Source organism: Novipirellula aureliae, from assembly GCF_007860185.1.
GTDB classification, from domain to species: Bacteria; Planctomycetota; Planctomycetia; order Pirellulales; family Pirellulaceae; genus Novipirellula_A; species Novipirellula_A aureliae.
On sequence record NZ_SJPY01000005.1, the window covers coordinates 239,299 to 265,418 of the forward strand.

Here is a 26,120-nt window from a genome sequence, read left to right on the forward strand (position 1 = left end):
AGTTCGACGGACTCGAAGATCGCGGACGAAGCGGGATGCGTCGTTTTCTAGGAACGATTGGCAAACGTTGAACACGGCGTCACTGAAGTTTGACGAGTGAACGGTGAAGGTCGAAAAGAAGAAAGTGCGGTGACGCCCATTGCCGATCCAGCTATCGAAGTATCCGTCGCATCGCCGCAGCCACGCCGAGGGTTACTTCGGTCATGCGGGGATAGTCCAGCGTTTCGGGCGTATCGGTGGCTTGGTGATAGTTTGGATTGCGAAGGAAACTGGTGTCGGTCAGCATCAATGCCGGATAGCCTTGGTCCCAAAACGAACTGTTGTCGCTGAGCCGGATCTCGTTGATCTTCTCAGGAAGACAAATCGAAAACAATGGCATCCGCCGTGTTCCTCGTTTGAATCCGCGTCGGAATTGCCAGTTGAGCTTCCATGATGGCATGTTGCCGACCGCGGCGAGGAAGTTGCCTCGCTGAGGGAAGAACCGGTGCAGCCATTTAGGGATCGCTGGCGGAATGGACTGCGAGCCCTTGTGCAGAGAATAGTAGCCGACCATCTCCAGGCAAAGCATGCCAACGATGTTGTCACCACGAACACGTGACTGGCGAGCGTGGTGTTGGCTGCCCATCGAGTCGAGATTGAAATACGGAGGCTCCTCACAAGCGAATGCGACGTAGCGTGCCGTTCGGCGTCCCGTGTGTTCGCGAATCAATCGGCTGACTTCTAGCAAGACGGCCACGGCCGATGCGTTGTCGTCGGCACCTGGTGTGGTGGAGACGGTGTCGTAGTGGGCACCGAGTAGTACGATCTCGTCGGGCCGTTTGCGTCCCGGTTGTTCGACGATCAGATTCGTCGCCTCGTCGCCGATCGCGTCGTAGCATTCGCGTTCATTCGAGTATCCCATCTCGGACCATTGACCTTCGATATAACCGATGGTCGCTTCGATCGTTTTTGGCTTCTTCAAAGTGCGTACGCCGATCAATCCCGCAAGCCGATCGACATGCAGGCGTAGGTTGGCTTCGATTTGGTCGCGATCGTCATTCATTAGTATGGTGGGGCAAGACGGCGGAAGCCGTGAAAAAGAACAATGAACAGGAAAAGCAGATTGCGAAGCAAAACTGCAATTGGATTGACAGTTGCAACTTTGGCAGTGGATCTTGTTATAGATCCTTGTTGCGAGGGATCTTTAACAAGATCCACTACGGCTAACGCTTCGCCGAGGTTTCGCATCCATGGAACGCTGCGGGGATACTCAGCTATCCCTTGGATCCAATTTGACGGGATTCCATCTTCCCCGACGCCGGCACCGACGATCCCGCCAACGATTGCTGCGGTTGTGTCGGCGTCGCCACCGCACTCGATGATCGTCGTGACTGCACGGCGGAAGTCTCTTGGGTGTGAGAGCCAAGCGTGAATGGCGACCGGTACCGTGTGATAGGTGTAGCCGGTGACGCCGCGTACAAGACCTAGCGACTGAGCAAAGACCTTCGTCGAGTCGCCGGCCGTAACACTGTCGATCGCTTGTCGAAGCAGACCAATGAACTCCGATGCATCTTTACCAACCGCAGTGACAACTTCCTCGAGCCAAAGGTTCGTGTCGATCGACGGATGTTCGCGAGAGTGCTTGGCGGCCAAGGCCACCGCGATCGCTCCGTACTCCGCTTTGGGGTCGGTATGTGTCAGCCGTGACGATGCACGCACGAATTCGAGCATGTATGGCAAGTCATCGATCGCCGCGCCGAAAATCGCGGCTCGCATCGCCGGCCCGTTGCCCGCAGAGAACACTCCGGCGCTGGCAGGCTTCGCACCCAACCAAAGTTTGATGCCCGCTCGAGCGGTCGCTTTACCGACCCCCGCGGGCAAAGCCAGGATCCACCATCGCAGTCGACTCGCGAAACGACGTGCGAATAAAACGACATCGCCATGGGCTTCGATCAGCGACTGAGCCGCCATGCATGTGTGTTCGGTATCGTCGGAAATCATTCCGCGGCGAAAGAAGAATCGGTACCGATCCGGCGGACCAAGCAGCTTTGGTGCCCGCGTTGGCGATACGCCTTCATAAGGCAGACCGAGGGCATCGCCGACGGCGGTTCCCAAAAGGCATCCGACAATGGCTTTATTTTTCACTAGATCGCTTCTATTTCGAGTGCATTCAATATCTCGGTCACCCGCTTAACTCGTTGTTCAAGCGGACCAGCGATTCTAACGTATTTGATACCTCGCCGTTTCAGGTCTGATTCGATCGCCTCTTGAAAGTTCTCACGGTGAACTTCGCCACTACGGTCCCATGTGTTGTCGTAGGGAATGTCAGTATCGCACAAAAAGAAAACTTGGTAGCGATCGCGACTCTCATCAGCACACTTGGCAACCGTAGGATGGGCTTGGTCGTGGTAGTACATAGAGAATTGATAAGTGGTCGTCGCATCCGTATCGATGAATAGGTAGCGATTGGCATTGACGATCATTTGATCCTCGCTCTGGCGATGTCCCACCGCGATCTCGGCTAGTTGCTCCAGTGTAAGACGTCGCTGGACGTGATGTTTTTCCCAATATTCGCGACCGTACTCTGGAACCCATTTGGTCTTAAACTGCTCTGCCAAGTAGGATGTGAGGGTGGTTTTCCCAGTTGATGGAGCGCCAAGAAAGACAACTTGCGTAATCAGATCACGATAAACCACCGGATCTAGAAAGTGGCGGTACCGAAAAGGATCGCATCGGATAGAGGTACCCGATGTCGGTACTGAACTTCGGCTTTCGTCAACTCGGCGATCAATCGCATTCAATGCACGACTGACGTGGTCGCCGTAGAACTCACTGCTGTAAAAATGCGTTATGTTCCTACCAGCAAGTAATCGCTGCAAGTAAGCATCGTGTAATCGCGTGACTTCTGGAGAATCACCAACGATTGTCGGCCCATCCTTTGCCAAGATCACCTCGACATTCGGGTACAGTGTCTTGATCCAGCCGGCCCGTTTCTCGAGCGAGATTCGAGTCACTTCCGGGGCATCGTAAATCACTACGATCACATGTTCATTTTCTGCGCAAGCTCGCTCGATGACCAACTGATGCCCACGATGGAGTGGTGCGTACTTCCCCAACGTCAACCCTATCGTCACGCCGACACTCCTTCGGTTCGCATGGATGCAGGACAGGATTGGATCGCCAGTCGCTGCTTCCAAATCGCCAACCCGATGCTCGCTAGAATCAGAAACGCAATATACAGCACCGCAGTGGCATTGAGTTCCTTCGTAAAATAGACCCAGATTGCGACGACATCGACTGCGATCCAAAAGGCCCAGTTCTGAACGTATCGTCGGGCCAGCAAGAATTGTGCGACCAAGCTTGCAACTGTCGTAAAAGCATCGGGATAGGGAAGTGACGCATCGGTCCAGCGACTCATTGCCCAGCCCCATCCAGCGGTGCCGATCGCCACGATTGCGATCCAAATCGCAAGCCGCGATGCCGGTAAAGATTGGACGACCAACGTTTTGTCAATTGCATCGTCACGAGTCCAGCAGTACCAACCATAGAACTGAAGAAAAACATAAACGACGTGTAGCAGCAAATCCGAATATAGTTTTGCATCGTAGAACACGAAAATAAACAGCGTGACTTGCACCAGTCCGATCGGCCAACACCACACGCTCCGGCGAATCGTAAGCAAGACACATAGAAATCCAAACACGGTTGCGGCTAGTTCTATCAAATTCATCGCGTACTTTTACAGTTTCTCGGCGGTTGCCATTGAAAAGAACAATCGTGACGGCAGCCGTGGAAGTATCTGAAAGCCGAACTTTTCATGGAATTGCCGAGCGGCATCGTCCTTTGCATCGACGACGATGACGCTTGCCGCAATCTGCTTAGATGCTTCCACACAGCGAGAAAGAGCATCAGCCAACAACAAAGTCCCTAGCCCCGGAAAATCGATATCTCTTGCTAGCCGACCGATCAAGACGCCGGGTACTTGGGGATAGCGAGGTAATCGTTTTTGCACGTCTTTTGGCAAACCCATCAATTCAATGGACGTTGAGCAAAGTGTATAGAAACCAGCGATCCTCCCTGAGTCGTTTTGAGGACATAACACGAAAACGGCAGCGACTTTTCGCTTCACGTCCTGACTTGCCGATCGAGCAAGATACGAATTTAACTCCTCGACACCGCAATCAAACTGTTTACGATCATGCTTTCGACTTAATGCCTCACAAACGTACTCGGTCATCGTCTCTCAACTTCCTTACGATGCCGAACTGCCGCGTCACGGAGTCGTTTGTTGGGCTGCCGCGTTGACAGCAGCACTTCCACTAAAGCGAGGCTTTGTGCTCGCGTTAGCTTGAGCTGCTCATGTTCTTCGATAACCGCCTTGGCGGCTTGTTCAGCGTTCGCGATCACGAACTCTGATACGCTGCATCCCTGATAGGCTGCAGCTCGCTCAATCAATTGTTTTTTTTCCGTTGAAACGCGTGTTTCAATTCTCGCCATCTTTGTGTTACTAGTCGGCATCATCTTTCTCCTGAAGCGGCTAGAGGCCATTGTACGGCAAAATCCCGTACACAGCAATAGCGTCGGCTATGTTCGCTGTGGATTGGAACGCTGTGTTTTGCTCAAATCCACTCCCGATCGCGCAGTCGCTACGCTGATCGCGATCCCCAGCAACAGGAATAGAAATCCGTATTTCATCGGATACTCGAGCGAGGGAATGTCAAGTACTTCGTGGGCACCATCTCGACCAACCAAATCCCGTTGGCCGAAAGGTAGAATCGGTGACCATCCTGATGCATTGCCGCGGCATCGACGAGCAGGATGATCGGCTTGCCTCGTCGCGATCCTACATTGCGCGCGGTCGTTTCATCGGCAGACAAATGCACATGATTTCGAGATCGCTTTTGCAAACCGCTCGCTCGGATGCTCTCGATGAAGGCTGCGACCGTTCCGTGACAAAGGGTAGCCGGTGGCGTTGTCTCCTCAAGTTTCAAGTCAACGCCTGCAACCGAATGCCCCTGGCTGGCTCGAATCCGAAGTCCGTCTTCACTTAACGCAAAACGTTTCTTGTCACTCGTCGCGACAACCTCGTGAACCAGTTCGAGAGTCAATTGATTTCCACGTTCATTTGCGTTGGCAATCAGCTCATTGACGTCTAGCCACCCCTCTTCGTCGAGAGTCAAGCCAACGACTTCCGGTTGATGCCGGAGAATTAAGCTCAATAGTTTGCTGATCGATACAATTAGCTTATCTGTCTTCATGCGGTTGATTCTAACGAAAAGAAAAAAGCCCGCGGGGGATTGCTCCTCCACGGGCGTTTTGGCTGTGGCGTAAGCTTCTAGCTTGCGATAGTTGGCAAGCAGGATGCTTACCCCACGTTACAGTTCGACGGATTCGACTTCGCGGACGAAGCGGGATGCGTCGTTTTCTAGGAATGAGCTGACTACGTTGAACACGGCGTCACTGAAGCCGCCGATGTTCAGGATGTCGTCTCGCTCGGGTGCCTGGCTGGTTCCGTAGGGTTGAATGTCAATGCAGACTAGCTTTGGATCGACAACGCCGTGTCCACGCTGCGTCTTCTTGAACTTCTCCCATTGGGTCATCACTCCGGTTGAACCGTTTTGGCCGTAGCCGTAACGACGTCCCGAGGTGATCCAGCTTTCGTTGTCGCTGACCAGCACGATGCCGGCGAAGGCTTGCTTCGCGTATCGCGTGTTGGCTTCGACAAATGGCAACGAGCAGTCCGTTCCTCCGCCTCCGTACTTCGACAAGCGTGCTGACAGTGACAAGATCGTATCGCTTGGATCGATCTTCGCCTTGTAAGCTTGCGTATCGAATGGAATCACGACGCTGTCTGGGTTACGACGCAGGATCGCTGCTGCGAACAGTGCCGCAACATCGACGCATCGCATCTTCGACGTTCCACCGCGACCACGGTTGCCCGTGACAGCACACCCCATCGAACCCGACGCGTCGAGTCCGATGATGACTGGTCCGGGTAGCGTTGGCACGTTTCCGCACGCAATCTCGGCCGCGTCATGTAGCGCAGTCTTGATCTTGCTTGGAACCTCGTCCGATGCGTTCATGTAAGCTGCCAGGAACTGGTACGGGAACTGACGGCTGCGAGCGATTGCGCCCGGGTCAGCCAGTCGGCCGGCCACGTAGTCGATCATCGCGTTGTCGGTTCCACGTAGGTCAGTCTTTCCAAGACTGACACCACCGTCTCGGAGAGACGAAGCTACTTTGAACACGTCGTGACGCAATAGCGTATTGAGGTTCATTCGCAGTGCTTGCGGTCCCATTTGTCGGGCAATCGCCTTCCAAACCAACGGTCCCTTGGCTGCATCGGCTAGCAAGTCCCATCGAACTGTTGTGAGAGAGTCGCCAGCGATCAACGTTTGGGATTCGGCCGTGTCGGCTGCTCGGTAAGCGACCAGCGACTGCACCGTCGATGGTAGGTTGTCAGCCGTAGCTGGTGACCACTTCTCGACTGGCTTGTCGGTCAACCATCCGAACAGTGCTCGACGCTCGTTGTCCTTTGGCGTTGGACGCGCCATTCGCAAGACGTCTCGCAGGCTTGGATCGTTTCCGATCGAAGCTGAGAGCAACTTGCCAACTGACGCGTCGTTGAGCCATCGCTGGAACGCACGCTGCAGCGAAGACGACAGACCCTTGCGACCGAATTGTCCGCTGCGAGTCATTTGGAAAACGGTGCGTAGAACGCGGCCGTTATCCGCGACTCGGTCGAAGACTTGGTGCATGAGCTTGGTGTCTCGCGTCGACAACACGACCAAGAGCGCCGCCGGCATGTCCTTCATGTAAGCACGCTCACGTGAGTAGACGGCCAGCTTTGCCAGGAACTCGTTGTCGTCGATCTCGTCGATCAGCTTTCGCATCGCGTCGAGTTGGTTTTGCGCGGACGTGTAGTAGACGTTACCGAACGTGCCGGTCGCCGCCATTTGCGCAAGCGCGTGCTTCGCAGACAGCTTGTACGCTGGTCCGCCTGCTTCGTTGACGACAGTCGCTCGTGGCAGGACGCTGGTGATGCTTTGGAATAGAGACTTGTTGGCCATGTTGACCTCCTACAGGTAGTGGATGTTGTCAAACATCCTGGCAGCCGGGGATCTTTAACAAGATCCACTACGGCGAAGTAAAAACTCACTCGGCGAAGTGTTGGTCAGAGAACCCGTGACGCTTTCGAGAAAGCTAACGGGACGGGACTCGAACCCGCTAAACCTTTCGGTCATTTGCCATGTACTCCGAACCGGCAGCCGAGTGTGTCTTGTTGCCGCGCGCCTCTGTCCAACGAAGTTAGGGCAGGAAAGCACGCGGCGTATGATTTGCGTAAAATGAAGTAGTGATGCAAAAAACGCGATCGACGAAGTTGTGACCAGAGGGTATTACGGTGCTCTACCACTGAGCTACGGCGCTGAAAAGAGTCTTGAGTTTTGAACCCTGAGACACGAGCGTTTTTACTCAGGTCTCACGACTCATCTCTCACGACTCGAATTGCGCCGGTGGGACTCGAACCCACGACACCCGGCTCCTGAAGCATGTACTCCGAATCGGCAGTCGATCGTGTGCGCTTTCTATTTCGTTTTCTTCTTCGCAGCCTTTCGCATTTGTTTCCAAAGCGACCGGCCGTTGTCCCGGTCAAGCCGGACGAGTTGTTGCTGTCGTGTGTCGAAAGCGATCAAGAGAAGTTTGAAGAGTGAAGGGTGAAGTTTGAAAAAAAAACAGGTTTGGGTGATTGCTTTCACACTTCTAACTTCACCCTTCAAACTTCCACTGATGTCTTCGCCTGCGATCCTGGCCGCGACGGTCGTCACGGGTTTGGATCGGCTTTCGGTTGTGGTTTTCATGTTTCCGCAATCGTTAAAAGAATGAATTGTGCATGTGTGTTCTCTGCTGGACCGCGAGTATGGATTACTCGCGGCCGGTCGTAATCGCGAAACAGGAATGTAAAACACGCATAGTTCAGTCTCTCGAGACGATTGGGGAATGGAAACGCCAGTGAAGAGTGAAGAGTGAATGGTGAAAGTCGTGTTCGTTTCACACTTCACCCTTCTCACTTCAAACTTCTCAATGTCGTGTATGGTGGGCGACGAAGTTTGTGGCCAGAGGCTTTTTCCTGAGCTATCGGCGTTCCTTGCGGATACCGAGCGGGACTTGAACCCGCGACCTCGCCGCTCTCGCGACGCGCTCTAACCTATGTACTCCGAACCGGCAGTCGCCTTGTTCTGTGGTTGTTGTGTAAAAACGATTGACGAAGTTTGTTAATCAGACGTTTCGATGCTCTACCAACTGAGCTACGAAGCGAAAAGAGACTTGAGGTTTGAGTCCTGAGACCCGAGCGTTCTTACTCAGGTCTCACTGCTCATCCCTCACATCTCAAACTACTTCGGTAGGATTCGAACCCACGACAGTCGAGGTAATGTAGTCCAATCAGGCAGTCAATCGTGTGTTGTGGAGTTTTGAGTCTTGAGGGGTGAGTCTTGAGCGAACTAACAACTCGAGACTCGTGACTCAGGACTCGCAACTTCCTTTGTGTTGTGATCGGCCAGCGAAGGTTTTGAATCAGACGGTTCTTTAGCAAAGATGTATTCCGATTCGTCAGTTGGTCGATCAAGAAACGCTGGTGGGAGTCGAACCCACTTAAACCGGGTTGCAGCCGGCCGCCTAGCCATCTGGCTCCAGCGTTTTGGTAGTATTTAGGGGTGAGTCTTGAGTTGTGAGTCCTGAGAAAAAAGGGTGACGTATGCGGGATCATCGAAAACTACGAGCGTTTGAACTAGCAGATCAGCTTGTCATGTCTGTCTACTCAGCAACAAGGACATTCCCAAGGGATGAAATGTTCGGTCTGACGTCGCAACTTCGCCGAGCTTCCGTTTCGATTGCATCCAACATCGTCGAAGGATGTGCGCGGAACTCCGAAGCAGATTTCCTACGTTTCCTCGACATGGCACTTGGATCCATTCGAGAGGTCGAATATCAGCTGACCATCGCAAGACGGCTCGAATACACAAACGGCGAGACCGCCGAACGACTTGCAAATCAAGCGGATGAGACAGCAAGGGTGCTCGCTGGTCTCATCCGTTCACTTCGCTCGTCAACTTGATCCTCACACGACTCAGGACTCATCCCTCAAGACTCGTTTCAGTCTTCAGTCTCTAAAAGTAGTCGTCGCGATTGACTCCATCACAGACGCCCCGATCGTAGGCAACAACGTTTGAACCGCTGACCGCTGCCGCATGGGCACAGGTCGTTGCGGCCGAGTTTTTCCTCGAGTTGCTTGCCTTGGATGATTCGGACTCCGCGTTTGACTTTCGTTTCTGACGGGTAGCCTTTACGACGTTTGCTCATTGGCTCGAAAGCATTGGGCGTTGTCGTCATCATACAGGTGTTCGTATCGCATTGTTCTACTCCGGTTTGAGTGTGAAAGTGTTGTGTTATGCAAAGACCAATCGGCGAAGGGACAACTCAGATGGTTCACATTTTCAAGATGTAATCAGAGTCTGCAGTCGATCAGTCAGAAACGCCGGTGGGAGTCGAACCCACTTCGATCCGCCGAGGGCGGATTGCCCAGCCATCTGGCTCCAGCGTTTTGGTAGTCTTTAGGGGATAGTCTTTAGTCTCTAGGAAGTTGGAGGAATGAAATGCGAGATCACAGAAAACTGCGAGCGTTTGAGTTGGCCGATGAATTGGTTTTGGACTTGTACCGTGCTACCAAGACATTTCCGCGTGAGGAAATGTTCGGGCTAACATCTCAACTTCGTCGGGCAACCGTTTCGATTGCATCCAACATCGTCGAAGGTTGCGCTCGCCAATCGCAAGCGGACTCCGTCCGTTTCCTCGACATGGCGTTCGCCTCCGCACGCGAAGTCGAGTATCAACTCAGCATCGCAGCTAGACTCGAATACCTACCCGCCGATGTCGCCACGAGACTCAACGACAAAGTCGTCGAAACATCGAAGGTCACGTATGGGCTCCTCAAATCGCTTCGCAGCGATTCTTGATTTCCCTACAGACTAAAGGCTACGGACTATCAACTATCGAGTGCTCTCGCCAGGAATCGAACCTGGTCTACGACCTTCGCAAAGTCGCGTGCTAATCCGGCACACTCCGAGAACGTAGGTGAGGTGTGAGTCTCGAGTTGTGAGACCTGAGATTTCTTCCTCAAGACTCATTGCTCAAGACTCACTCCTAATCAGTAACCCGCCCAGGAATCGAACAAGCGTCCGACAGTTTCGAAGACTGTCATGCTATCCAGCACACCCGCGAGTCATTTGGTTGTCTTCATCATTCATAGTCACAAGAGCCGACGACTGGGCACCCGTATGAGCGAGCCAAAAAGGAAACACTGCCAAGAGCGGTGCCTTTCTGCATCGAGCCACGTCGGCTTGGAAGAGTCGCGAGACTTGAGTCTTGAGCTATGAGCCAATACTCAGGACTCATCGCTCACGACTCGCGACTCTAAAAAAGGCTCGCCACCGTGGTGGAGAGCCGCGTGTTAGTCGATGAACGCGACATGTCGCATTGCAATCGACTCATTTTCAGTGTTCATCATGACTTGGTGCCAACCGTTCAAGATGATCGTCTTGTGATCCGGATGGCGAACTCGCCCGCGAACAAACACGCTTGGGTTTCGACGTTGAGCGACCCAGTGCAGATGACGAAGTTCAGGCTCGCTACTAATCAATCGCCGTCGCTGTCCCTCGGTCAATCCGTTCGGGTGCTGGTTACTGATGTAAACCAGTTGTCCGCCCTGTCGAACCACTTCTTCGCAAATGTGCGGTTTTCCACCACCACGTGCGATCGGCTCGCTGCGTAGAACGAGACGCTCATCGACCCACGCCGGATTATCGACCGGGACGAAGAACCACTCGCCCTGACGGATGAACGCTTCATTGCGTCGACGATTCCGCTTCCGCGGCTTCACGCCGAGACGGTTCTCGAGTGCTCGCACCGCAACCGGCTTGAGCGCGTCGAAAGCTGTCTTCACAGATGAAACGGCTGCCCGTTCGGGAACCGCTGCAACGAACCAGTGTCGCTCGTCGTGTCCGCACAAGAACTTGTGCTTTCCGTCGTCTTGTCGCGACATCAACAGCAGGTGTCGCATCGAAGGCTGGACGTCGATCACTTGCGTTTCGGCCAATTGTGGCGGCTGAATCGCAATATCGAAGAACTCGCCTTCGGCGTCATTGCCGATGTCGATCGAAACTTTTTCTACGGAAGTCGTTCCCCAACGCCGAACAATTGGCGGGTGAACGTTTACTCGAGCACCAATCCGCGTGAATTGACGCTCGATGCTTTGCATGCTCATGACATTGCCTTTCAAAAGTGTCAAACAAGCGAATGGATGCCGGCAGCCAACGTGACTGCGAATATCGGCAGTAGCCCGACCAGGAATCGAACCCGGAACTTCTGGTTAGAAGCCAGAGATGATGTCCGTTTCACCATCGAGCCAGGACTAGCGGGTTAGCATTGAGCTTGTTAGCAGTTAGCTAATCTCATCTTTGCTAATCCGCCAATTTGCTAACCGCTAAACGGCTAGCAAAAGCGGAAGGCGAGGGAGTCGAACCCTCATGACCCCGAGGGGTCGCACGGTGTAGCAAACCGGCCCGGCGAGCCGTATCCGGCTGCCTTCCGAAATAGTCTTGAGTCACGAGTCCTGAGATATGAGCAATCGCCCTCAGGACTCATCGCTGACGACTCACCACTCAAATAGTGATCACGGATGGAATCGAACCATCGGTCTCCTGCTTGTCACGCAGGCGTCTTAGCCGCTGGACCACGCGATCGGAGTAGTTTGTTAGCATTTAGCTAGTTAGCCATTAGCAAAGAACAGGAGAAGCAGACATGCGAGACCATACGAAACTTCGGGCCTTCACTTTGGCGGATGAAGTTGCACTGTTGATCTACAAATTCACGTCGAGTTTTCCGCGAGAAGAACAATTCGGACTGACATCGCAAATGCGACGGGCCGCGGTGTCGATCCCATCGAACATCGTTGAAGGATGCGGACGTCAAAGCGAAGCTGACTTCCTTCGTTTCCTAGACATCGCATACGGCTCACTTCGAGAGGTTGAGTATCAGGCATCGCTCGCACTCCGCCTCGGCTTTGCCGATGAAACGCCAGAACTGAAAACTAAACTGACCGAGACATCGAAAGTTTTGGCAGCGTTAATCCGGTCCATCCGAAAAAGCTAGTCCCTAACAAGCTAACTGCTAATCAGCTAGCCAAAAGTAGCGGGTTCGGGGGTCGCACCCGACGGTCCAGGCTTATGAGGCCCGGATGAGCCTGGCTCACCCGCATCGATGGAGATGTGAGTCTTGAGCGATGAGTCCTGAGCTTGTCCTCGCGACTCAAGACTCACTGCTCGAGACTCGTCAAGTACTGCGGGAGGGAGTCGAACCCTCAAACACGAACGTTTGAAATTCGCCGCTTTGCCGGTTTGCGTACCACAGCGTCGTAGCCTTTAGTCTGTAGCTGATAGTCCTTAGCAAGAGCCAAAGATCTCCTTCTAAAGACTATGGACTATTCGCTGTTTGCTACCAAAGTACTGAGGGCGGGAGTCGAACCCGCAAGCACTTGTTCCTAAGACAAGCGGCTCGCCGTTGGCCTACCTCAGCGTTGGTAAAGCGAATTAGCAGTTAGCGGTTTAGCGTTTAGCAAAATCTGATTCGGCTAAAAGCTAAACGGCTAACTGAAGTGGAGCACCGGGGAATCGAACCCCGATTTTCTGCATGCAAAACAGACGTCTTCCCGTTGGACGAGCGCCCCATGAATGAAGTTAGAAGGGTGAAGTATGAAAATGGTTCGTGGCAATCAATGATTACGCGGGTTTTACCTCCTACCTTGATGTTGAACGGAGGCATCAGTACATTTCTAGTTGATGTTTAACCATCGCTCAAATGACTGCAAAACAAAGCTGGGAGGCCATCGTGAAATATGAGATCAATGTTCGAGGAATTGAACGTCGGGTTCCTTCAGGCTTCCGCCTGCCAGCGGCCTTTAAGATGTTTGTTGATGTGTGTCGTCAATCACAGTTGGGAGATAGCGGTTGGTTCGCAGTGAAATACACCGCGCCATCGGACTTGCTTGGGTTTGACCCCGAAAACCGTTTCGTCCCTTTTTTGAGATTGGGTGACGGGGGCTTTGTGGCATTCTGGTTTCAAACTCGAAATTCGCCCGCCATCATTCACTGCGATAGCGAGGGGAACGCGTCCGTCGCGGGTGTTAACTTTGCTGATTTCTTGCTGAGATTAACGCGTCGAAAAACGACTGTTCCAGATCTCGATGACCGCGAAGTGGATAAATCACCCAGCTTCAAACGCCTTCCTAAACGTATGGCACCGCTTGCGAATAAACGGAAAGAATTGAACGCTTGGTTGGATGCCAATCATCCTGAAGTGACTTCCACTGACGATGAATCGGAAGCTATTCGCCAGGAGCTGCATCGGGCGCTTACAACAGATATGGCGGCGTCTATTCGGAAATCAGAAAAGCTATTGAGGTATGAACTAGCCGAAGATGACGATTTCCACTCGTCGGTTGACATGATTGTTCACTTGACATCGAGATCCTACAAAGTCACCACAATTGGCGGACTGCCGTTTCCGCGACCCCAGCGGCTACGAAAGGTGCTCGATCGGCTCGTTGCTTGGTTGGGGCATCCACTAAAGTCCTGCAAAATCTCTTTATGGTCCGATGGCCGCGTCTGGGTAGACGGAAATACGTGCTTCGAACCGCCTTTGTCGGAATAAGCATTGCATTCTTTTTTCGTTTCAGTGCCCAGAGCAGGAGTCGAACCTGCAAACACTCGGGTTTAAGTCGAGCCGCTCGGCCGGTTGGCGTATCTAGGCGAAATAGTCCCGGATGGAATCGAACCATCGCCTCTTGGATGTGAACCAAGCATCGTCGCCGTTGGACCACGGGACTGTTGTCGATCCGAAGAGCACGTCCCCAAGGATTTGAACCCTGACTAACTGGTTTGGAATCAGCAGTGCTACCGTTACACCAGAGACGTGTGTATTTCAAAGTGGGAACGCAAGGAATCGCACCTCTCGCCGACTACCACACAATTAAAGGCAGAAGGGTTACAACCTCCCGTGTGGAAACGCTCCCATGGTTAGCTTGTTAGCAATTAGCGTGTTAGCATTTAGCCTGAAGCCGCTCTGCCAGGACCAATACATTTCCTTCCTAACTCGCTAACTGGCTAATCGCTATTTCGCTATACAAAGCGGAAGCCGTGGGACTCGAACCCACAACGGTTTTTGACCGCAGCTGTTTTCAAGACAGTGTCCTCATCCGGCCGGGTGACTTCCAGGAATAGCGAGTTAGCTTTTAGCGGGTTAGCGGTTAGCAAAACCTGACCCCCAATAAGCTAATTGCTAATTGGCTAACAGCTAATCAGCTAGCCAAGTGACGTGAGCGGGAATCGAACCCGCGGACTCCTGGCTGAGAACCAAGCGATTCTGCCATCAGAATCTACCACGCCGAGATAGTTGATAGTCTTTAGCCGATAGTCTGTAGGCATTTCTTCTATAGACTAAAGACTATTTGCTATGGACTACCGAGCGATGGCAACGGGAGTCGAACCCGCAGCGACTTGATAGACAATCAAGCTTCCTTCCCAGAGGAAATTGCCACCATATTAGCGATTAGCTTGTTAGCAGTTAGCTTGTTGCGAAGAAGCCTTCTTGTCCGAGCTAATTGCTAATCGGCTGACTTCTAATCAGCTATCCCAGGGTGACCAACCGGAATTGAACCGGTGACAAACTCATTCACAGTGAGTCTCTGGAAACCAACACCAGATCTGGCCACAGCACCGGAGAGTGGAATCGAACCAATGAACTCCTCGTTCAGAGCGAGGTGCAGCGACCAACAACTGCTACTCCGGCGTAACTAAACTTGCAAAGCACTCCGTCCGGGAATCGAACCCGACCTGCGAGCTTCAAAGGCTCACGTCGCGACGACGCGCCGGAATGAGTATTTCCTAAACAAAACCAATCGAAAGAGTGTCCTGTGGGAGTCGAACCCACCTAGCCGGATTGGAAGCCCGGAACCTTTGCCGCTCGGCCAAGGACACTGAATATGCGGAAGTTTGAAGGGCGAGGTGTGAAACGAAGCGAGCTATCTCACACTTCTCGCTTCACCCTTCAAACTTCGCGAAGCTCCGGCGGATGGACTCGAACCATCACTCGTCTCCTTAACAGGGAGCCGCCTTACCATTGGGCCACACCGGATTTTGCAAAGCGCCCAGTGGGAGTCGAACCCACACTTCCGCCATGGCAAGGCAGCAGGCTACCGCTACATCATGGGCGCAAAAATGCATCACTACCAAATTGTCAAAGATCAATACGCCGAAGCGTTCAAGAGCACCGAGCCGGAATCGAACCCGCATCACCTCGTTACGACGGAGGAGTCTTGCCGTTAGACCATCAGTGCTGTAATAGCTATTAGCGGTTAGCCTTTAGCAATTAGCTTCTCATGCTGGAGCTAATCGCTATCGGCTAATAGCTAATCGCTATTTTCAAGTGGGATCGGTGAGAATCGAACTCACATCGCTCGGATTAAGAGTCCGATGCATTACCTTGTCTGCCACAATCCCAAAATTAGTTGTGAGTCTTGAGTCGCGAGTCTTGAGATTTCATACTCAGGACTCATCCCTCAGGACTCGAGTCTTTCGTCAGTCGGCGTGGCGGGAATTGAACCCGCGACCGTCGCCTTATAAGGACGCCGCTCTCACCCCTGAGCTACACGCCGATGCGTAGCCAATGGGGCCGAAGGGAGTTGAACCCTCACCGAACGGATTAAAAGTCCGTCATGCTGCCAGTTACACCACAGCCCCTAAATAGTCTTTAGGTATTAGGCGTTTAGGCTTTAGGTCTGTCTGTCGAATGCTTCGCATTGTTTTTTCCTGTCTTTCTTCCTACGGCCTGCGGTCTAAAAACCTACGGCCTAACTCAGTGGTAGTCCCGAGGATCGAACTCAGCGCGACCCGCGTATCAGGCGGATTTGGGCGACCAGCCCTCGACTACCGTTGTCGTTTCAATAAGTCGGACACCTCGGAGTCGAACCGAGACCCTCCTGCTCCCAAAGCAGGCGTGCTTCCATCTGCACCTGTATCCGATGTTGTTTGTTGTGTTCGCCGCGGGTGATTCCGTCGGCGCATATCTTCCTTGTCAGTGGGCCGGGAGGCGCTCGAATCCTCGCCTGCGGTTCTTCAGACCGCCGCTAGACCTTCTCAGCTACCAGCCCAAATTGGGTTCGTTGTTGGGTTTGCCCGTTCGATACGGACACGAAAAAAGGCTCTGGCGTCTGCGTGACACCGAGCCTTCAAAAAGAAGTCGTTCGCTAATGAAAGCGAGTGTCACATCAGACGCGAATACGCCGGGGCATTATCATTCAACGGTTGCCCGCCGAAGAGATTGCCTTCGTGTATCTGTTCGAGTCGACTGGATTGAATATTCGTTAACATCAGAAAGCTCGTTACTCGCTCCTAGCGTGAATGTGACTTGTGTGTTCAAAAAGTATAGACGCATTCGCATCCCGATGGTTCGCCAAAAATCTCATCTTCTGCAAAAAACATTTTCGGCCGACGATACGTCACACGAACATGAAACACCGCTCAAGCTCGAAAGTCCTCATCCAACTCAACCGTTGTCGGAAGCGTTTGACTAGTCTAGAGTTTGGCGAGTACAAAATTCCGCGACGAATCTCGTTGTTTTAAGTCGAGAGAGTCGGGAGAGCCTACTGTGCAAATTGAAAGAATGCGAGCGATCAGGGAAGCTCTCGCCACACTTGCTTCGAGCCACGCAATCGCGGTTCAGCAACTCGAACTGGCGATCGAGTTGCTCAATCAGGAAATTGGTTCCGACGAAGAATCGACTACGATCCAAACGTTCCGGATGATCGGATCCAAGCCGAACTCGCTCGTGGACCCGCACTCCCAGTCAGTTCTGTGGAAAGGCCGAATCTGCTTTCTCGGCAACAATCTTCTTTTTCGATTCTTTGAACGCATCTCTCGCTCGCCGAACCAATTCATCTCTTACGACGTTCTGCTCGACGAGGTTTGGGGAGGCCAGCGAGAGAATTCGAGCATCCGAGGCGTCGCAAAGCGCCTTCGAGATCGACTCGCCTTGGGAGGCATGGCCGAACTGTCTTGCGCGATTGATGGTTCCAACTCAGGGTTCTATCGTTTGATACTCGTTTGATCACTGCTTGAAAATCAAACGCAAATCAAACACAGAATCACGGACAATCAAACGGAAATCAAACGGGGACTCGGCATAATGGGTGCAACTGGACGGCCCATTTGCTGTAACACACCCAACTTGTCAACAATGCAGGAGTTTCCGTCATGCATGCAAACACAGATCAAACTGAGATGAAACTGGTTCGAGCTGCTCAGTACGTTCGGATGTCGACCGAGCATCAGCAGTACTCGACCGCCAATCAAGACGACATCATTCAAGAGTACGCAAGGAAGCGCAACTTCGAGATTGTGAAGACCTACGCCGACGAAGGCAAAAGCGGTTTGAACGTCGCTGGCCGTCGATCTCTTCAAGCGTTAATCGCAGACGTACAAAATGGAGTGGCCGATTACGAAGCAATTCTTGTTTACGACGTGAGTCGCTGGGGGCGGTTCCAAGACGCCGACGAGAGCGCCTATTACGAGTATCTATGCAAACGGGCCGGTATCTCGGTGCACTACTGTGCTGAGCAATTCGAGAACGACGGCGGGCCAACGTCTACGATCATCAAGAGCGTCAAGCGAGCGATGGCTGGCGAGTACAGTCGTGAGCTGTCGACAAAGGTCTTCCAAGGACAATGCAGATTGATCGAACTCGGCTACCGACAGGGTGGGCCGGCTGGGTTCGGGCTACGCCGAATGCTGATCGACCAAACGGGCGAAGCCAAGGCCCAACTTGCTCGCGGCGAATGCAAGAGCTTGCAAACGGATCGTGTGATACTCGTGAAAGGACCAGAGCAAGAAATCGAGACAGTGAATCGCGTATATCGCATGTTCGTCGTCGAAGGACAACGTGAGCGACAAATTGCAGAGCAATTGAACTCAGAGGGGATTAACACAGATCTGGGGAGACTGTGGAATCGCGGTACGATTCGCCAATTGCTCACGAATGAGAAATACATTGGCAACAACGTCTACAATCGAACGTCGTTTAAATTGAAACAGCGTCGCGTGTGCAACGAACCAGACATCTGGATTCGGAAAGACGCTGCGTTCGCCGCCGTCGTCAGCCAGGAGCTGTTCTACACCGCACAAGGGATCATTCGCGAGCGAGCCAAGTGCTATAGCGATGAGGAGATGATTACCTGCCTACGATCGCTGATGGAACAGAGCCCCACTCTGTCCGCTGGCTTAATCGACGCAGCCGACAACACTCCAACATCTTCGACTTACCGCACGCGATTCGGCAGCTTGATTCGGGCGTATCGTCTGGCGGGCTACCAACCTGACCGTGACTACGAGTATATCGAGATCAATCAAAAGCTTCGTGAAATGTATCCGGACTTGATTGGCGACGTGATGGCCCGCCTAGGCGCCGCGGGTGCATCGGTGACCCAAGATGTGGACACCGATCTGCTTCTGATTAACGGCGAGTACAGTGCGTCGATGGTGTTATCTCGCTGTCGGCAAACCAAGGCCGGATCGCTGCGGTGGATGATCAATGTCGAACAGAAGGTTGCCCCCGACATCACGATTCTCGTGCGCATGGATGCTGCCAACGAACACGTGGCCGACTATTACCTGCTACCGATCATGGACATACAAACCCCGCGATTGCTGTTGTGCGAGTCCAACGGCGTCTACCTGGACACGTACCAATTCGACAGTCTCGAATACTTCACTTCGTTGTCCGAACGCAGAAAAATCGAGGTGGCAGCATGAATACGCCAAACGAAAAAGAAATTCGATTGATACCACTCGATAAGATTACGGTGGTCAATCCCCGCGATCGAGGACAGACGAAGTTTCGCCAGATCGTCAACAACATCGCCAACATCGGGCTGAAGAAGCCGATCACCGTCACACCGAAACCGGGCAGCGATGACGAATTCCTGTTGGTCTGCGGGCAAGGGCGATATGAAGCCTACGAGACACTCGGGCAAAATGAAATCCCAGCGATCGTGACTGACGTCTCCGAGGACAAGCTGTTCTTGATGAGCTTGGTGGAGAATCTAGCTCGGCGAATGCCTTCGTGCGTCGAGATGTTGCATGAGATCGGAGCAATGAAAGAACGTGGAAACTCTTTTGCCGATATCGCGAAGAAGACTGATCTCGCGGTTTCTTACGTTCGCGGCATCGTCAAGCTGATTCAGCGAGGTGAGGAACGCTTGTTGATGGCGGTGGAACGAGGGCAGATTCCGGTAAGTGTTGCCGTGACTATTGCGGTCGCGGACGATCATGACATCCAACGAGCGTTGACCGAAGCCTACGAGTCAAACGACCTGCGGGGAAAGAGGCTACTCGCGGCGCGACGCTTGATTGAAAAACGACACACTGATGGAAAGTCTTTGCGAAGTGGGCCACGACGCGCTAATTCAGTGGTGTCGGGGAAGATACTTCTGGAAACCTATCAAACCGAGTCGGCGAAACAGCGGCTGGTGGTCCAGAAGTCGAAGCTCTGCGAAACACGATTGCTGTTTGTCGTCTCTGCCATCCGACAACTTGTTGAAGACAAAAAGTTTGTCGAACTCTTGCGATCGGAGGATCTGGATACCATGCCAGCCTACTTGGCAACTGAACTCAGTAGGAAAGGTCCTCTCACATGAACACTAAAGTACAACTTGCATGCGAGACTGTTGTTCGCGAAATTCCGCTATCGGATATTCTCCCAATGCGGAAGATTGCAAAGAACGCAAAGAACACGGTGAAGTATCGACAGATCGTTATGTCAATCAAACGGATCGGACTAATCGAACCTCTGGTCGTTCATCGCGAAAAAGGAAGCCGTGGGCAATTCATGCTCCTAGATGGCAACGTTCGATATGACGTGCTGATGGAACTGAAGATTGAATCGGTAAAATGCTTGGTCGCACTCGACGACGAAGCTTACACGTACAACCACAAAGTGAACCGTCTCTCTTCAATCCAAGAACATTTCATGATCATGAAGGCAGTCAAGAGCGGTGTTTCGGAAAGCCAGATTGCCGACGTGCTTGACATCGACGTCGCACTGATCCGAAAGAAACGCGACCTTTTGGTTGGGATCTGTCCAGAGGCTGTCGAGCTCTTGAAGGGAAGAAAGGCAACAAACGCTACTTTCGTTCAGATGCGAAAGGTCATTCCGATGCGACAAATCGAAATGGCCGAATTGATGTGTGCTACGAACAACTTTTCGGACAGCTACTCGAAATGTCTGATTGCCGCGACATCCGCTGAACTATTGGTTGACAAGGACAGCTCCCGCGAAGTCGATGGTCTTTCGTCAATCGATATGGCACGGATGGAACGAGAAATGGACGCATTGGCCAAGGACTTCAAGCAAATCGACGAAGTCCACGGAAAGAACGTTCTGAATCTGGTCATTGCGGTCGGCTACCTAAAGTCGCTTCTCGACAACGCTCGCGTGGTTCGATATCTGGCCAGCGCGTATCCCGAGATTCTGACCGAGTTGCAAAAAGTTGCTGAGTCTCGAATGCTCGAGGGAACTAAGGAGACGGAGTGATTAAGACGAACACTGCCTACCTCCGCCGAGTAGCGGCTGATTCTAGATGGCGATCGAGGACGAATCCGTTGGAACCCAGTATCCAACTGAAACCTATGCTCTTTCCTAGGCTCAACGTTTTGCTGCTCGCTGTGTCGTTGTTCGCCTGCGGTGACAACCCTAAGCATCCCGGCGCGGATGAAGAGCGGGGAGCTCCGCCACGCCATGCTTGCTCCATAATCTCTGACAACATCTTCAACATTCGTGTTGTTATCCTATTGCCATCCCCGGCAGCCCTGTGCTCATCGCGATTCTAGGATAAGTATCAGACCGCCGATGGCGACCAAATCTTGTTAAAACGCAACCCGCGATTCGGCTTCCGACCCGCGTCCCTGCGAGCGAGATGTTTGTCCGCAGCGATTTGCTCAATCAACTTGTGCTGCTCAACCGATCCCGCATCCCCCGAAGCCTTCGTCGGCCCCAAAGTGTTTTAACGGATCTCGTTGTTCAGGGCGTCAGCCATCGCCGGCACTTAATCGCTCGAAAACAAATGTCTCTCTCAGGGTTACATAGGAGAAGCGAGTGGTACGTGAACCAGAACATCAGATTTGAGAAGAAATTCCGGTTCTGCTCAGGAATGTTTCCTAAATGACTTGCATCTCTCTCATATACAGCTGCATGGATATCAGGGATGGAATTTTTTCGGTGACGCTGCTAACACCCCTTGGTGTTTCGTCCGCCGAATGGAAGGTTTGTACTTTTACACCGTAAATGAAATGTGTTTTTCGGGGTAAGCAAAACTTGTAATTAGTTCGTGGTGGAGTCCTGACGAGCGTTTTCAACCCACGCGGTGAAGTCTTGGTACGTTCTGAACACGTCATGGCGCGTATCAGCCTTCGATTCATTCTGACCGAATGCGTCCAGGGCGATTTTACACCCGAGAAGTCGGTATGCATCAAACTGGTCCTGATCAAAAAACTGGTCGGATGTTGGTTGATGTGGAAACTCCGGGTGTCGATCGCGGTATTCGGAAATCGGCAATTCTTCGTCTCCGGTTATCGATGACTTCAGATAAACCAAAGTTGCCTCCAATGACTGTCCCTCTGTCGCCGTTTCGTTCGGTGGATAATTAATTTTACCGATGGCGAAATGAGATTGTGATACATATTCTCGAACACCAGTCTTGGATTCGATCGGTCTTCCCGATTGATCAACTGGCCACTTGGGTCGAATCGAATCTACCTTAATTTCAATCTCGGTATTCAATTCAAGTTTAGCCAACCGGATCAGAGTTGCTAGACCGTCGAACTGATAATTCGGATCTGCCTCCGCATCGCTGATGATAATCAGCCGACACCGTCGCCTGAGCAATTCGAACGCACCCAGATTTTCGATATGCCCTCCATCGCTCACGTTGCTCCAGTCTTTCTCAGTGTGCAAGTTGCTGATCAATTCGCGTGCGTAATAAGTCGCTGCCAATCGCCGGTTCGCATAGGCACGCCCCCTCTCGTCATGGAATACTTTATCGTGATTATCTTCGGTTTTGTCGCCATCGTTGCCGACGTCGCCGTTCACATCCATTGCGGCATTTACGCAGTCTCTCGCCATCGCGACGCTCAAACCGCAGCCGGTATAGCCACCACCGGAAACGGTTGACAGATAATCGATATGCAGGAAGACTCCGATATCGCTGACTGCTTGAAGCACGCCGAGAGCGAAGGACGCTGAGCGAATTCCGCCACCTGACAACGCGAGTCCTGTGAGGTGATTATCGTTGTTACTTGTCAGCTCTTTCAGTCGTAATTCACGCTCGGACGACTCTGGATACGCGGCAATTCGCCGAGGCGATATCTCGTCGTCCAGTTCGGTTTGAAAGACAGTTTTCCAATCGACGACAAAAGACTTCGTTGACAATTTCCCGCTGTCCAATAGGCCAGACGAATCTTCAGCGGATACGGTCTGGCCAATGCCAGTTGCACCCGCTCCTTTCGATGCAGTTCGAAGAAAAGAAGCCGGATTGGGCACCCAATAGCCAAGCCGAATATTTAGAAGGGTCATGATGAACACAAGGAATCCGTTGGTACGCCGGCCCATGTTGGGCGCGACCGCAGCGGCAGAGATAGCCATCGCTGTGCCCAGGTTCATCTTGCGGTGAACTTGCTCAAACAGTCCCGAACGTATGAATCCAGTTCGAACGCTGCCACAAAACCGCTTGCTGAAAAAGAATGGATCGCACTTGCGATCACGGAGCTTCGGGTCGTCGACCGCCTGAAGATTCAGTGCCCCGTTGACGATTAAATACGGTGCCGCGCAGTTCTTCGGTGAGAGTTGGGTTAATCGAAACCCGTTTTCAGAAATTGGCAAAACGGCATCTCTCGCCAGCAAAGGATTTGCGGAGTCATCACTGCGAGTATCACCGGCCTGCGATCGCGGACGACTCACAAAGAAAGCGTTGACCAAATGGTTTCGATAGTAACTGTGCATCGAGTTAGCGTTGACGTCGACGAAGAATCCGAACAGTACAACGAGCAGTCCCAGGACGAGAAACAGATGCGTTTTTAGCCAGAGAGCCTGATTCATCACTCTCGATCGCAATGACCCGATGTCCGCCAGTGGTACACCACCGTTTTTTATAGCCAGCACCACGTCGTCAACAGCCACTACCTCCGTGGGCCGATTGCTCGCAACGGCGAATCTGGCCATGATCCCGCGAGCCAGATTGTCACGGCTCCACCTCTGTGCCGGAGTCGACTGATATTTTTCCAGTTTATCGTCGCTATCTTCGTCGATCTCAGGCCTTGCCAGTTGACCAACCGCTCTCAGCCAATCCAAGCGGTCTTCGGCACTGGCGTCCAGTGCTCGTCTCAATACAACAGACAAGGCAAGTTGATGTCGCTCAACCGGTTCAGACTCCCTGTTGCATCGCGTTGCCAACTCGACCAGGTCTTCATCGCTTAACTGCAGCATTTCAAGCAGTGAGGTCATCACCGACGCCGATTCAGAATCAATGACTAGTTCCTCCACTTGCAACTGTTCGAGCGTTTTCTGATCCAATTGAAAGAGGATACAGCGAAAGGTTTCCGAGCGAATCAGATTCTTGAACTTTGATTCCAATTCAGAATCGAGCGATTCTAGAATGAGCAAGACTTGTCCGTTAGCGGCGATCGTTTGACCCGACCGAGTAAACCCCTGCAATTCCTCTTGATCCCGCTCCATCAAGCTCACATATTCTGCTTGATGATAGGCATTGACAGTTCTCTGCTTTAGTCGATTCAGAGTGACCATAGCACGTGACTCCGAACACTCTCGTTCGATTAGACTTTTCAGTTCAGCCACATCAATGCTTCCACTCGGCAACCTAGGAAGTCCACTGTTTGCTAAACGTTCTCGTTGAATCTGATATGCCGCTTCAGCGATTGTCTGTGTCAGCAGCAACTGCTGAATTTCCTCCGTTGAATCTCCCTCATACCGAGTGATCAATTCACGCTTTAATTCATCCCGATTGATTTCCGATACAATCGATCGAAGCTGTGCAAGATGAGTCGGCGGCAGATCGGCGAGTTCCCCGGCAAGATCCACAAATCGCTGAGCCGCATCGAAATAGTCGATCGCCCAGTCGGCTCGATTCTCAATCGAGGCGTTCGCCCCAAACAATCCGTGTGGACGAAGGTTGTAGTGCTCGGCGAGTCGAATGCGACGGCGTGCCAGTGCATCAAACAGTTTTTTGGTTTCGGGGAACAGTTCGCCCAGAACGGATTCCCTGTCCCAGGCACTCCTCCGCGATGCCAACGCATGGTCGAGTTCGCTCGCGGCGGTCGGTTCAACAACCACTTGCTCGATCGCAGCATTGACCACCAACGGCTTCGACGCATCTTTTCCATCATCGCCAAGACTCGTAATGGAACTCGACGGAACCACACTGGCGAATCGACTGACCGGTCGCGTTTGTTGACCGACGCCCGATCGGACCTTTGCAAGACTTTGTTCAAAATCCCGGCGGTGCAGCGGAAATTCACCGCCGTTCATCCACAGTCCAACCCCGAACCAAATGCCCACAAACGCGATGAAGGAAAAAAGCTGATATCGGATCGTCCAATCGAGCTTCCACCATTTGCTATCTACGAAGACTTGATACCCCTTGCGATAACTTGATACCCCTTGCGATAAACGCACACACCGATGCCAATGCACGCGGCGACCAAGATGATCGCGATCAGTCTGGGGTTAAACAGCGAGAAATAAGTTGATCCGGAATAGGCAATGAAACGAAAGATATTCCCGTAAACAATGAACTCTTCTGCGATCAGTAACCCCACTAGCAAAACACCGATACCGACCAACGCCGCCAGGACCTGCAGGAGCGCCAAAACCCATCGCATCCTATTTGAAATTAGGATTTGGATTGCTCCCAGCGATGCTGCGATTGCCCCCAGAATTCCTGCGAGGGTCCAGGAAGTGCCTTGGCCGTACCGGCCAAAATCGCGAATCCACTCGACCGTCATCGGCATCAGCACCACGACCACGGCGATGCCACTTGCTAAGATGATGCAACCCAGGATGCGATAGCGTAGCGAGGTCGGATTCCATCGTTTGGATTTTTGGGACGCCGACTTTTCGTTCTGCTTCGTCGTTCCGCGGCTTCGGAAGACGATTCCGACAACGATGCTGATCGCAAGGGTCAGCCAGAACCAAGCCGCAATCGGATGGTTCAGGATTCGAAAGTGGTTGACGCCGATCGTGTAGGCAATTCCCAACAACCAGGAAATCAGTAGAAACCAGTTGTTGACCGTCCCCCCGATGAACGCGGACACGCGACCGAGTTTGGCCGCCAAGCCACCGACGGTCAGGTAACTGGAATGATTACGAATCCAGTCCACCAACAGATCATCCCCGTCTCGGGACGTTGGTTTTTGAAGCGGGTAGGGAAACGAAAGAGGCGGTGTCTCGGGTGATGGCTCTTGCATGATCAGTCTCTCGGTGATGCCAATTTTCTCGACTGGAACCCCGCAAAAATAGCGTCCAGCCACACCAATAGCCTTGGATGGATATCGAATCGCTGTCGCAAGATGGATTCGATGGTTGTGCGGGCGGACGGATTTACGCTCGTCCAGACGAAAATCAGGAAAATCGCAAAATTTTCTAGAGTCTACAGGATTGATGGCCCCCGAGTGGGGTGTTCCCAATATAGCCTACGTAAGAGTGGTGGAGACGTCCACCGGTACATTCGAGCTCCTGTGCAGGAGAATTCTATGATTCGAAACAAGTCATTGCCGTTGCGTGGTGGGCGCGTGGTGGGCTGGAATGACCTTCAGCATCGCCAGCAGTCAAGCTTGCAATCCAAAGGATCCGGGCAGCGACCGGGGACGGAAAGTGTCGCCGCTGCCCCAGCACCGTGCAGTCCGAGGGAGGATCCGAACTGCAACTGATTGCAGGGAAGGGCACTAATCATGCGAAACCGCCTTCAT

21 protein-coding genes and 22 tRNA genes are annotated in these 26,120 nt (G+C 52.6%); 8 read left to right on the forward strand and 35 right to left on the reverse strand.

Translation table 11 applies throughout. From position 1 onward, the window contains the following. Positions 1-151: 151 nt before the first annotated feature. The 10 genes from Q31b_RS15795 to Q31b_RS28315 all read right to left on the reverse strand — a co-directional run bounded on the left by Q31b_RS15795 (position 152) and on the right by Q31b_RS28315 (position 8,677). Positions 152-1,042 carry a M28 family peptidase gene (locus tag Q31b_RS15795; protein WP_146600648.1) on the reverse strand — a complete coding sequence of 297 codons (891 nt, stop codon included), beginning with the start codon at positions 1,040-1,042 and terminating at the stop codon, positions 152-154. Continuing rightward, positions 1,042-2,124, reverse strand: coding sequence for an ADP-ribosylglycohydrolase family protein (locus Q31b_RS15800; protein WP_146600649.1), 1,083 nt, complete (start codon positions 2,122-2,124; stop codon positions 1,042-1,044). Before Q31b_RS15800 ends, Q31b_RS15795 begins: the two co-directional genes overlap by 1 nt. Further along, entirely contained in the window at positions 2,124-3,113 is a 990-nt protein-coding gene (locus Q31b_RS15805) for an AAA family ATPase (protein WP_146600650.1), read from the reverse strand. The genes Q31b_RS15800 and Q31b_RS15805 overlap by 1 nt, the downstream gene beginning before the upstream one ends. Further along, positions 3,110-3,709 (reverse strand): nicotinamide riboside transporter PnuC, encoded by a 600-nt coding sequence (pnuC, locus tag Q31b_RS15810; RefSeq protein ID WP_146600651.1) that lies wholly within the window; start codon positions 3,707-3,709, stop codon positions 3,110-3,112. The genes Q31b_RS15805 and pnuC overlap by 4 nt, the downstream gene beginning before the upstream one ends. A 9-nt stretch (positions 3,710-3,718) precedes the next feature. Then, the gene (locus Q31b_RS15815; protein ID WP_146600652.1) at positions 3,719-4,216 is read right to left on the reverse strand and encodes a GNAT family N-acetyltransferase; all 498 of its coding nucleotides are present in this window, start codon (positions 4,214-4,216) and stop codon (positions 3,719-3,721) included. After that, complete coding sequence (locus Q31b_RS15820) at positions 4,213-4,476, reverse strand: type II toxin-antitoxin system TacA family antitoxin (RefSeq protein WP_231617615.1); 264 nt, start codon at positions 4,474-4,476, stop codon at positions 4,213-4,215. Before Q31b_RS15820 ends, Q31b_RS15815 begins: the two co-directional genes overlap by 4 nt. A gap of 194 nt (positions 4,477-4,670) precedes the next feature. After that, complete coding sequence (locus tag Q31b_RS15825) at positions 4,671-5,237, reverse strand: RNA 2'-phosphotransferase (protein ID WP_146600654.1); 567 nt, start codon at positions 5,235-5,237, stop codon at positions 4,671-4,673. 117 nt (positions 5,238-5,354) lie between these two features. Continuing rightward, positions 5,355-7,049 carry a TROVE domain-containing protein gene (locus Q31b_RS15830; protein ID WP_146600655.1) on the reverse strand — a complete coding sequence of 565 codons (1,695 nt, stop codon included), beginning with the start codon at positions 7,047-7,049 and terminating at the stop codon, positions 5,355-5,357. Positions 7,050-7,565: 516 nt separating this feature from the next. Next, a complete protein-coding gene (locus tag Q31b_RS15835) occupies positions 7,566-7,838 on the reverse strand; it encodes a hypothetical protein (protein ID WP_146600656.1) in 273 nt (90 codons plus the stop codon). Positions 7,839-8,606: 768 nt separating this feature from the next. Then, positions 8,607-8,677, reverse strand: a tRNA-Cys gene (locus Q31b_RS28315). 57 nt (positions 8,678-8,734) lie between these two features. Between Q31b_RS28315 and Q31b_RS15840 the strand changes: the two genes are divergently transcribed. Continuing rightward, on the forward strand, positions 8,735-9,094 hold the full coding sequence (locus Q31b_RS15840; protein WP_146600657.1) for a four helix bundle protein: 360 nt from the start codon (positions 8,735-8,737) through the stop codon (positions 9,092-9,094). A gap of 80 nt (positions 9,095-9,174) precedes the next feature. Here the strand turns inward: Q31b_RS15840 and Q31b_RS15845 are convergent, their stop codons facing one another. After that, entirely contained in the window at positions 9,175-9,372 is a 198-nt protein-coding gene (locus Q31b_RS15845; RefSeq protein ID WP_146600658.1) for an SEC-C metal-binding domain-containing protein, read from the reverse strand. A gap of 260 nt (positions 9,373-9,632) precedes the next feature. On the opposite strand from Q31b_RS15845, the gene Q31b_RS15850 reads away from it, so the two are divergent. Continuing rightward, positions 9,633-9,992, forward strand: coding sequence for a four helix bundle protein (locus tag Q31b_RS15850; RefSeq protein ID WP_146600659.1), 360 nt, complete (start codon positions 9,633-9,635; stop codon positions 9,990-9,992). Positions 9,993-10,486: 494 nt separating this feature from the next. On the opposite strand, the gene Q31b_RS15855 is transcribed toward Q31b_RS15850, so the two are convergent. The 3 genes from Q31b_RS15855 to Q31b_RS15865 all read right to left on the reverse strand — a co-directional run bounded on the left by Q31b_RS15855 (position 10,487) and on the right by Q31b_RS15865 (position 11,777). Then, positions 10,487-11,299 (reverse strand): hypothetical protein, encoded by an 813-nt coding sequence (locus Q31b_RS15855; protein WP_146600660.1) that lies wholly within the window; start codon positions 11,297-11,299, stop codon positions 10,487-10,489. A 71-nt stretch (positions 11,300-11,370) separates the two neighbouring features. Further along, a tRNA-Arg gene (locus Q31b_RS15860) sits at positions 11,371-11,442 on the reverse strand. 262 nt (positions 11,443-11,704) lie between these two features. Beyond that, a tRNA-Val gene (locus Q31b_RS15865) sits at positions 11,705-11,777 on the reverse strand. 58 nt (positions 11,778-11,835) lie between these two features. Here Q31b_RS15865 and Q31b_RS15870 point away from each other — a divergent pair. Continuing rightward, entirely contained in the window at positions 11,836-12,186 is a 351-nt protein-coding gene (locus tag Q31b_RS15870) for a four helix bundle protein (protein WP_146600661.1), read from the forward strand. Between the two features lie 185 nt (positions 12,187-12,371). Here the strand turns inward: Q31b_RS15870 and Q31b_RS15875 are convergent. The 3 genes from Q31b_RS15875 to Q31b_RS15885 form a co-directional block, all read right to left on the reverse strand. Next, positions 12,372-12,445 (reverse strand) — tRNA-Leu (locus Q31b_RS15875). A gap of 92 nt (positions 12,446-12,537) precedes the next feature. Next, a tRNA-Leu gene (locus Q31b_RS15880) sits at positions 12,538-12,609 on the reverse strand. Between the two features lie 80 nt (positions 12,610-12,689). After that, positions 12,690-12,760, reverse strand: a tRNA-Ala gene (locus Q31b_RS15885). Between the two features lie 131 nt (positions 12,761-12,891). Between Q31b_RS15885 and Q31b_RS15890 the strand changes: the two genes are divergently transcribed. Beyond that, positions 12,892-13,743, forward strand: coding sequence for a hypothetical protein (locus Q31b_RS15890; RefSeq protein ID WP_146600662.1), 852 nt, complete (start codon positions 12,892-12,894; stop codon positions 13,741-13,743). A 25-nt stretch (positions 13,744-13,768) separates the two neighbouring features. Here the strand turns inward: Q31b_RS15890 and Q31b_RS15895 are convergent. The 16 genes from Q31b_RS15895 to Q31b_RS15960 form a co-directional block, all read right to left on the reverse strand. Beyond that, positions 13,769-13,842: transfer RNA gene (locus Q31b_RS15895), tRNA-Leu, on the reverse strand. A gap of 4 nt (positions 13,843-13,846) precedes the next feature. Then, a tRNA-Val gene (locus tag Q31b_RS15900) sits at positions 13,847-13,918 on the reverse strand. A 17-nt stretch (positions 13,919-13,935) separates the two neighbouring features. Next, positions 13,936-14,006 (reverse strand) — tRNA-Trp (locus Q31b_RS15905). A gap of 214 nt (positions 14,007-14,220) precedes the next feature. Continuing rightward, positions 14,221-14,304: transfer RNA gene (locus Q31b_RS28320), tRNA-Ser, on the reverse strand. Between the two features lie 98 nt (positions 14,305-14,402). After that, positions 14,403-14,477 (reverse strand) — tRNA-Glu (locus tag Q31b_RS15910). A gap of 80 nt (positions 14,478-14,557) precedes the next feature. Then, positions 14,558-14,630: transfer RNA gene (locus Q31b_RS28325), tRNA-Asp, on the reverse strand. A 175-nt stretch (positions 14,631-14,805) separates the two neighbouring features. Beyond that, a tRNA-Gln gene (locus Q31b_RS15915) sits at positions 14,806-14,880 on the reverse strand. 116 nt (positions 14,881-14,996) lie between these two features. After that, a tRNA-Gly gene (locus tag Q31b_RS15920) sits at positions 14,997-15,068 on the reverse strand. 85 nt (positions 15,069-15,153) lie between these two features. Further along, positions 15,154-15,225, reverse strand: a tRNA-Asn gene (locus tag Q31b_RS15925). Between the two features lie 8 nt (positions 15,226-15,233). Beyond that, a tRNA-Gly gene (locus Q31b_RS15930) sits at positions 15,234-15,304 on the reverse strand. Positions 15,305-15,356: 52 nt separating this feature from the next. After that, positions 15,357-15,427, reverse strand: a tRNA-Thr gene (locus tag Q31b_RS15935). Between the two features lie 90 nt (positions 15,428-15,517). Beyond that, positions 15,518-15,590 (reverse strand) — tRNA-Lys (locus tag Q31b_RS15940). Positions 15,591-15,672: 82 nt separating this feature from the next. Next, positions 15,673-15,745, reverse strand: a tRNA-Ile gene (locus tag Q31b_RS15945). Positions 15,746-15,757: 12 nt separating this feature from the next. Continuing rightward, positions 15,758-15,830 (reverse strand) — tRNA-Lys (locus tag Q31b_RS15950). A 208-nt stretch (positions 15,831-16,038) separates the two neighbouring features. After that, positions 16,039-16,111 (reverse strand) — tRNA-Pro (locus tag Q31b_RS15955). Between the two features lie 57 nt (positions 16,112-16,168). Beyond that, positions 16,169-16,240 (reverse strand) — tRNA-Phe (locus Q31b_RS15960). 497 nt (positions 16,241-16,737) lie between these two features. On the opposite strand from Q31b_RS15960, the gene Q31b_RS15965 reads away from it, so the two are divergent. The 4 genes from Q31b_RS15965 (at position 16,738) to Q31b_RS15980 (ending at position 20,676) form a co-directional block, all read left to right on the forward strand. After that, on the forward strand, positions 16,738-17,196 hold the full coding sequence (locus tag Q31b_RS15965; protein WP_231617616.1) for a hypothetical protein: 459 nt from the start codon (positions 16,738-16,740) through the stop codon (positions 17,194-17,196). A 146-nt stretch (positions 17,197-17,342) separates the two neighbouring features. Then, on the forward strand, positions 17,343-18,896 hold the full coding sequence (locus Q31b_RS15970; protein ID WP_146600663.1) for a recombinase family protein: 1,554 nt from the start codon (positions 17,343-17,345) through the stop codon (positions 18,894-18,896). Continuing rightward, entirely contained in the window at positions 18,893-19,780 is an 888-nt protein-coding gene (locus Q31b_RS15975; protein WP_146600664.1) for a plasmid partitioning protein RepB C-terminal domain-containing protein, read from the forward strand. Before Q31b_RS15970 ends, Q31b_RS15975 begins: the two co-directional genes overlap by 4 nt. Next, a complete protein-coding gene (locus tag Q31b_RS15980) occupies positions 19,777-20,676 on the forward strand; it encodes a plasmid partitioning protein RepB C-terminal domain-containing protein (RefSeq protein ID WP_146600665.1) in 900 nt (299 codons plus the stop codon). The genes Q31b_RS15975 and Q31b_RS15980 overlap by 4 nt, the downstream gene beginning before the upstream one ends. 786 nt (positions 20,677-21,462) lie before the next feature. Here Q31b_RS15980 and Q31b_RS28330 read toward each other — a convergent pair. Beyond that, a complete protein-coding gene (locus tag Q31b_RS28330) occupies positions 21,463-24,828 on the reverse strand; it encodes a patatin-like phospholipase family protein (RefSeq protein ID WP_197171641.1) in 3,366 nt (1,121 codons plus the stop codon). Further along, positions 24,774-25,619 carry a hypothetical protein gene (locus tag Q31b_RS15995; protein ID WP_146600666.1) on the reverse strand — a complete coding sequence of 282 codons (846 nt, stop codon included), beginning with the start codon at positions 25,617-25,619 and terminating at the stop codon, positions 24,774-24,776. The genes Q31b_RS28330 and Q31b_RS15995 overlap by 55 nt, the downstream gene beginning before the upstream one ends. Between the last annotated feature and the right edge of the window lie 501 nt (positions 25,620-26,120).

Excerpts from the sequence above, each read along its gene's own strand:
- Q31b_RS15835 (WP_146600656.1), bottom strand. The coding sequence starts at position 7,838 with ATGAAAACCACAACCGAAAGCCGATCCAAACCCGTGACGACCGTCGCG.
- Q31b_RS15825 (WP_146600654.1), bottom strand. The coding sequence starts at position 5,237 with ATGAAGACAGATAAGCTAATTGTATCGATCAGCAAACTATTGAGCTTA.
- Q31b_RS15795 (WP_146600648.1), bottom strand. The coding sequence starts at position 1,042 with ATGAATGACGATCGCGACCAAATCGAAGCCAACCTACGCCTGCATGTC.
- Q31b_RS15870 (WP_146600661.1), top strand. The coding sequence starts at position 11,836 with ATGCGAGACCATACGAAACTTCGGGCCTTCACTTTGGCGGATGAAGTT.
- Q31b_RS15820 (WP_231617615.1), bottom strand. The coding sequence starts at position 4,476 with ATGGCGAGAATTGAAACACGCGTTTCAACGGAAAAAAAACAATTGATT.
- Q31b_RS15975 (WP_146600664.1), top strand. The coding sequence starts at position 18,893 with ATGAATACGCCAAACGAAAAAGAAATTCGATTGATACCACTCGATAAG.
- Q31b_RS15830 (WP_146600655.1), bottom strand. The coding sequence starts at position 7,049 with ATGGCCAACAAGTCTCTATTCCAAAGCATCACCAGCGTCCTGCCACGA.
- Q31b_RS15890 (WP_146600662.1), top strand. The coding sequence starts at position 12,892 with ATGACTGCAAAACAAAGCTGGGAGGCCATCGTGAAATATGAGATCAAT.
- Q31b_RS15845 (WP_146600658.1), bottom strand. The coding sequence starts at position 9,372 with ATGATGACGACAACGCCCAATGCTTTCGAGCCAATGAGCAAACGTCGT.
- Q31b_RS15815 (WP_146600652.1), bottom strand. The coding sequence starts at position 4,216 with ATGACCGAGTACGTTTGTGAGGCATTAAGTCGAAAGCATGATCGTAAA.
- Q31b_RS15980 (WP_146600665.1), top strand. The coding sequence starts at position 19,777 with ATGAACACTAAAGTACAACTTGCATGCGAGACTGTTGTTCGCGAAATT.
- pnuC (WP_146600651.1), bottom strand. The coding sequence starts at position 3,709 with ATGAATTTGATAGAACTAGCCGCAACCGTGTTTGGATTTCTATGTGTC.
- Q31b_RS15840 (WP_146600657.1), top strand. The coding sequence starts at position 8,735 with ATGCGGGATCATCGAAAACTACGAGCGTTTGAACTAGCAGATCAGCTT.
- Q31b_RS15995 (WP_146600666.1), bottom strand. The coding sequence starts at position 25,619 with ATGCAAGAGCCATCACCCGAGACACCGCCTCTTTCGTTTCCCTACCCG.
- Q31b_RS15970 (WP_146600663.1), top strand. The coding sequence starts at position 17,343 with ATGCATGCAAACACAGATCAAACTGAGATGAAACTGGTTCGAGCTGCT.
- Q31b_RS15850 (WP_146600659.1), top strand. The coding sequence starts at position 9,633 with ATGCGAGATCACAGAAAACTGCGAGCGTTTGAGTTGGCCGATGAATTG.
- Q31b_RS15855 (WP_146600660.1), bottom strand. The coding sequence starts at position 11,299 with ATGAGCATGCAAAGCATCGAGCGTCAATTCACGCGGATTGGTGCTCGA.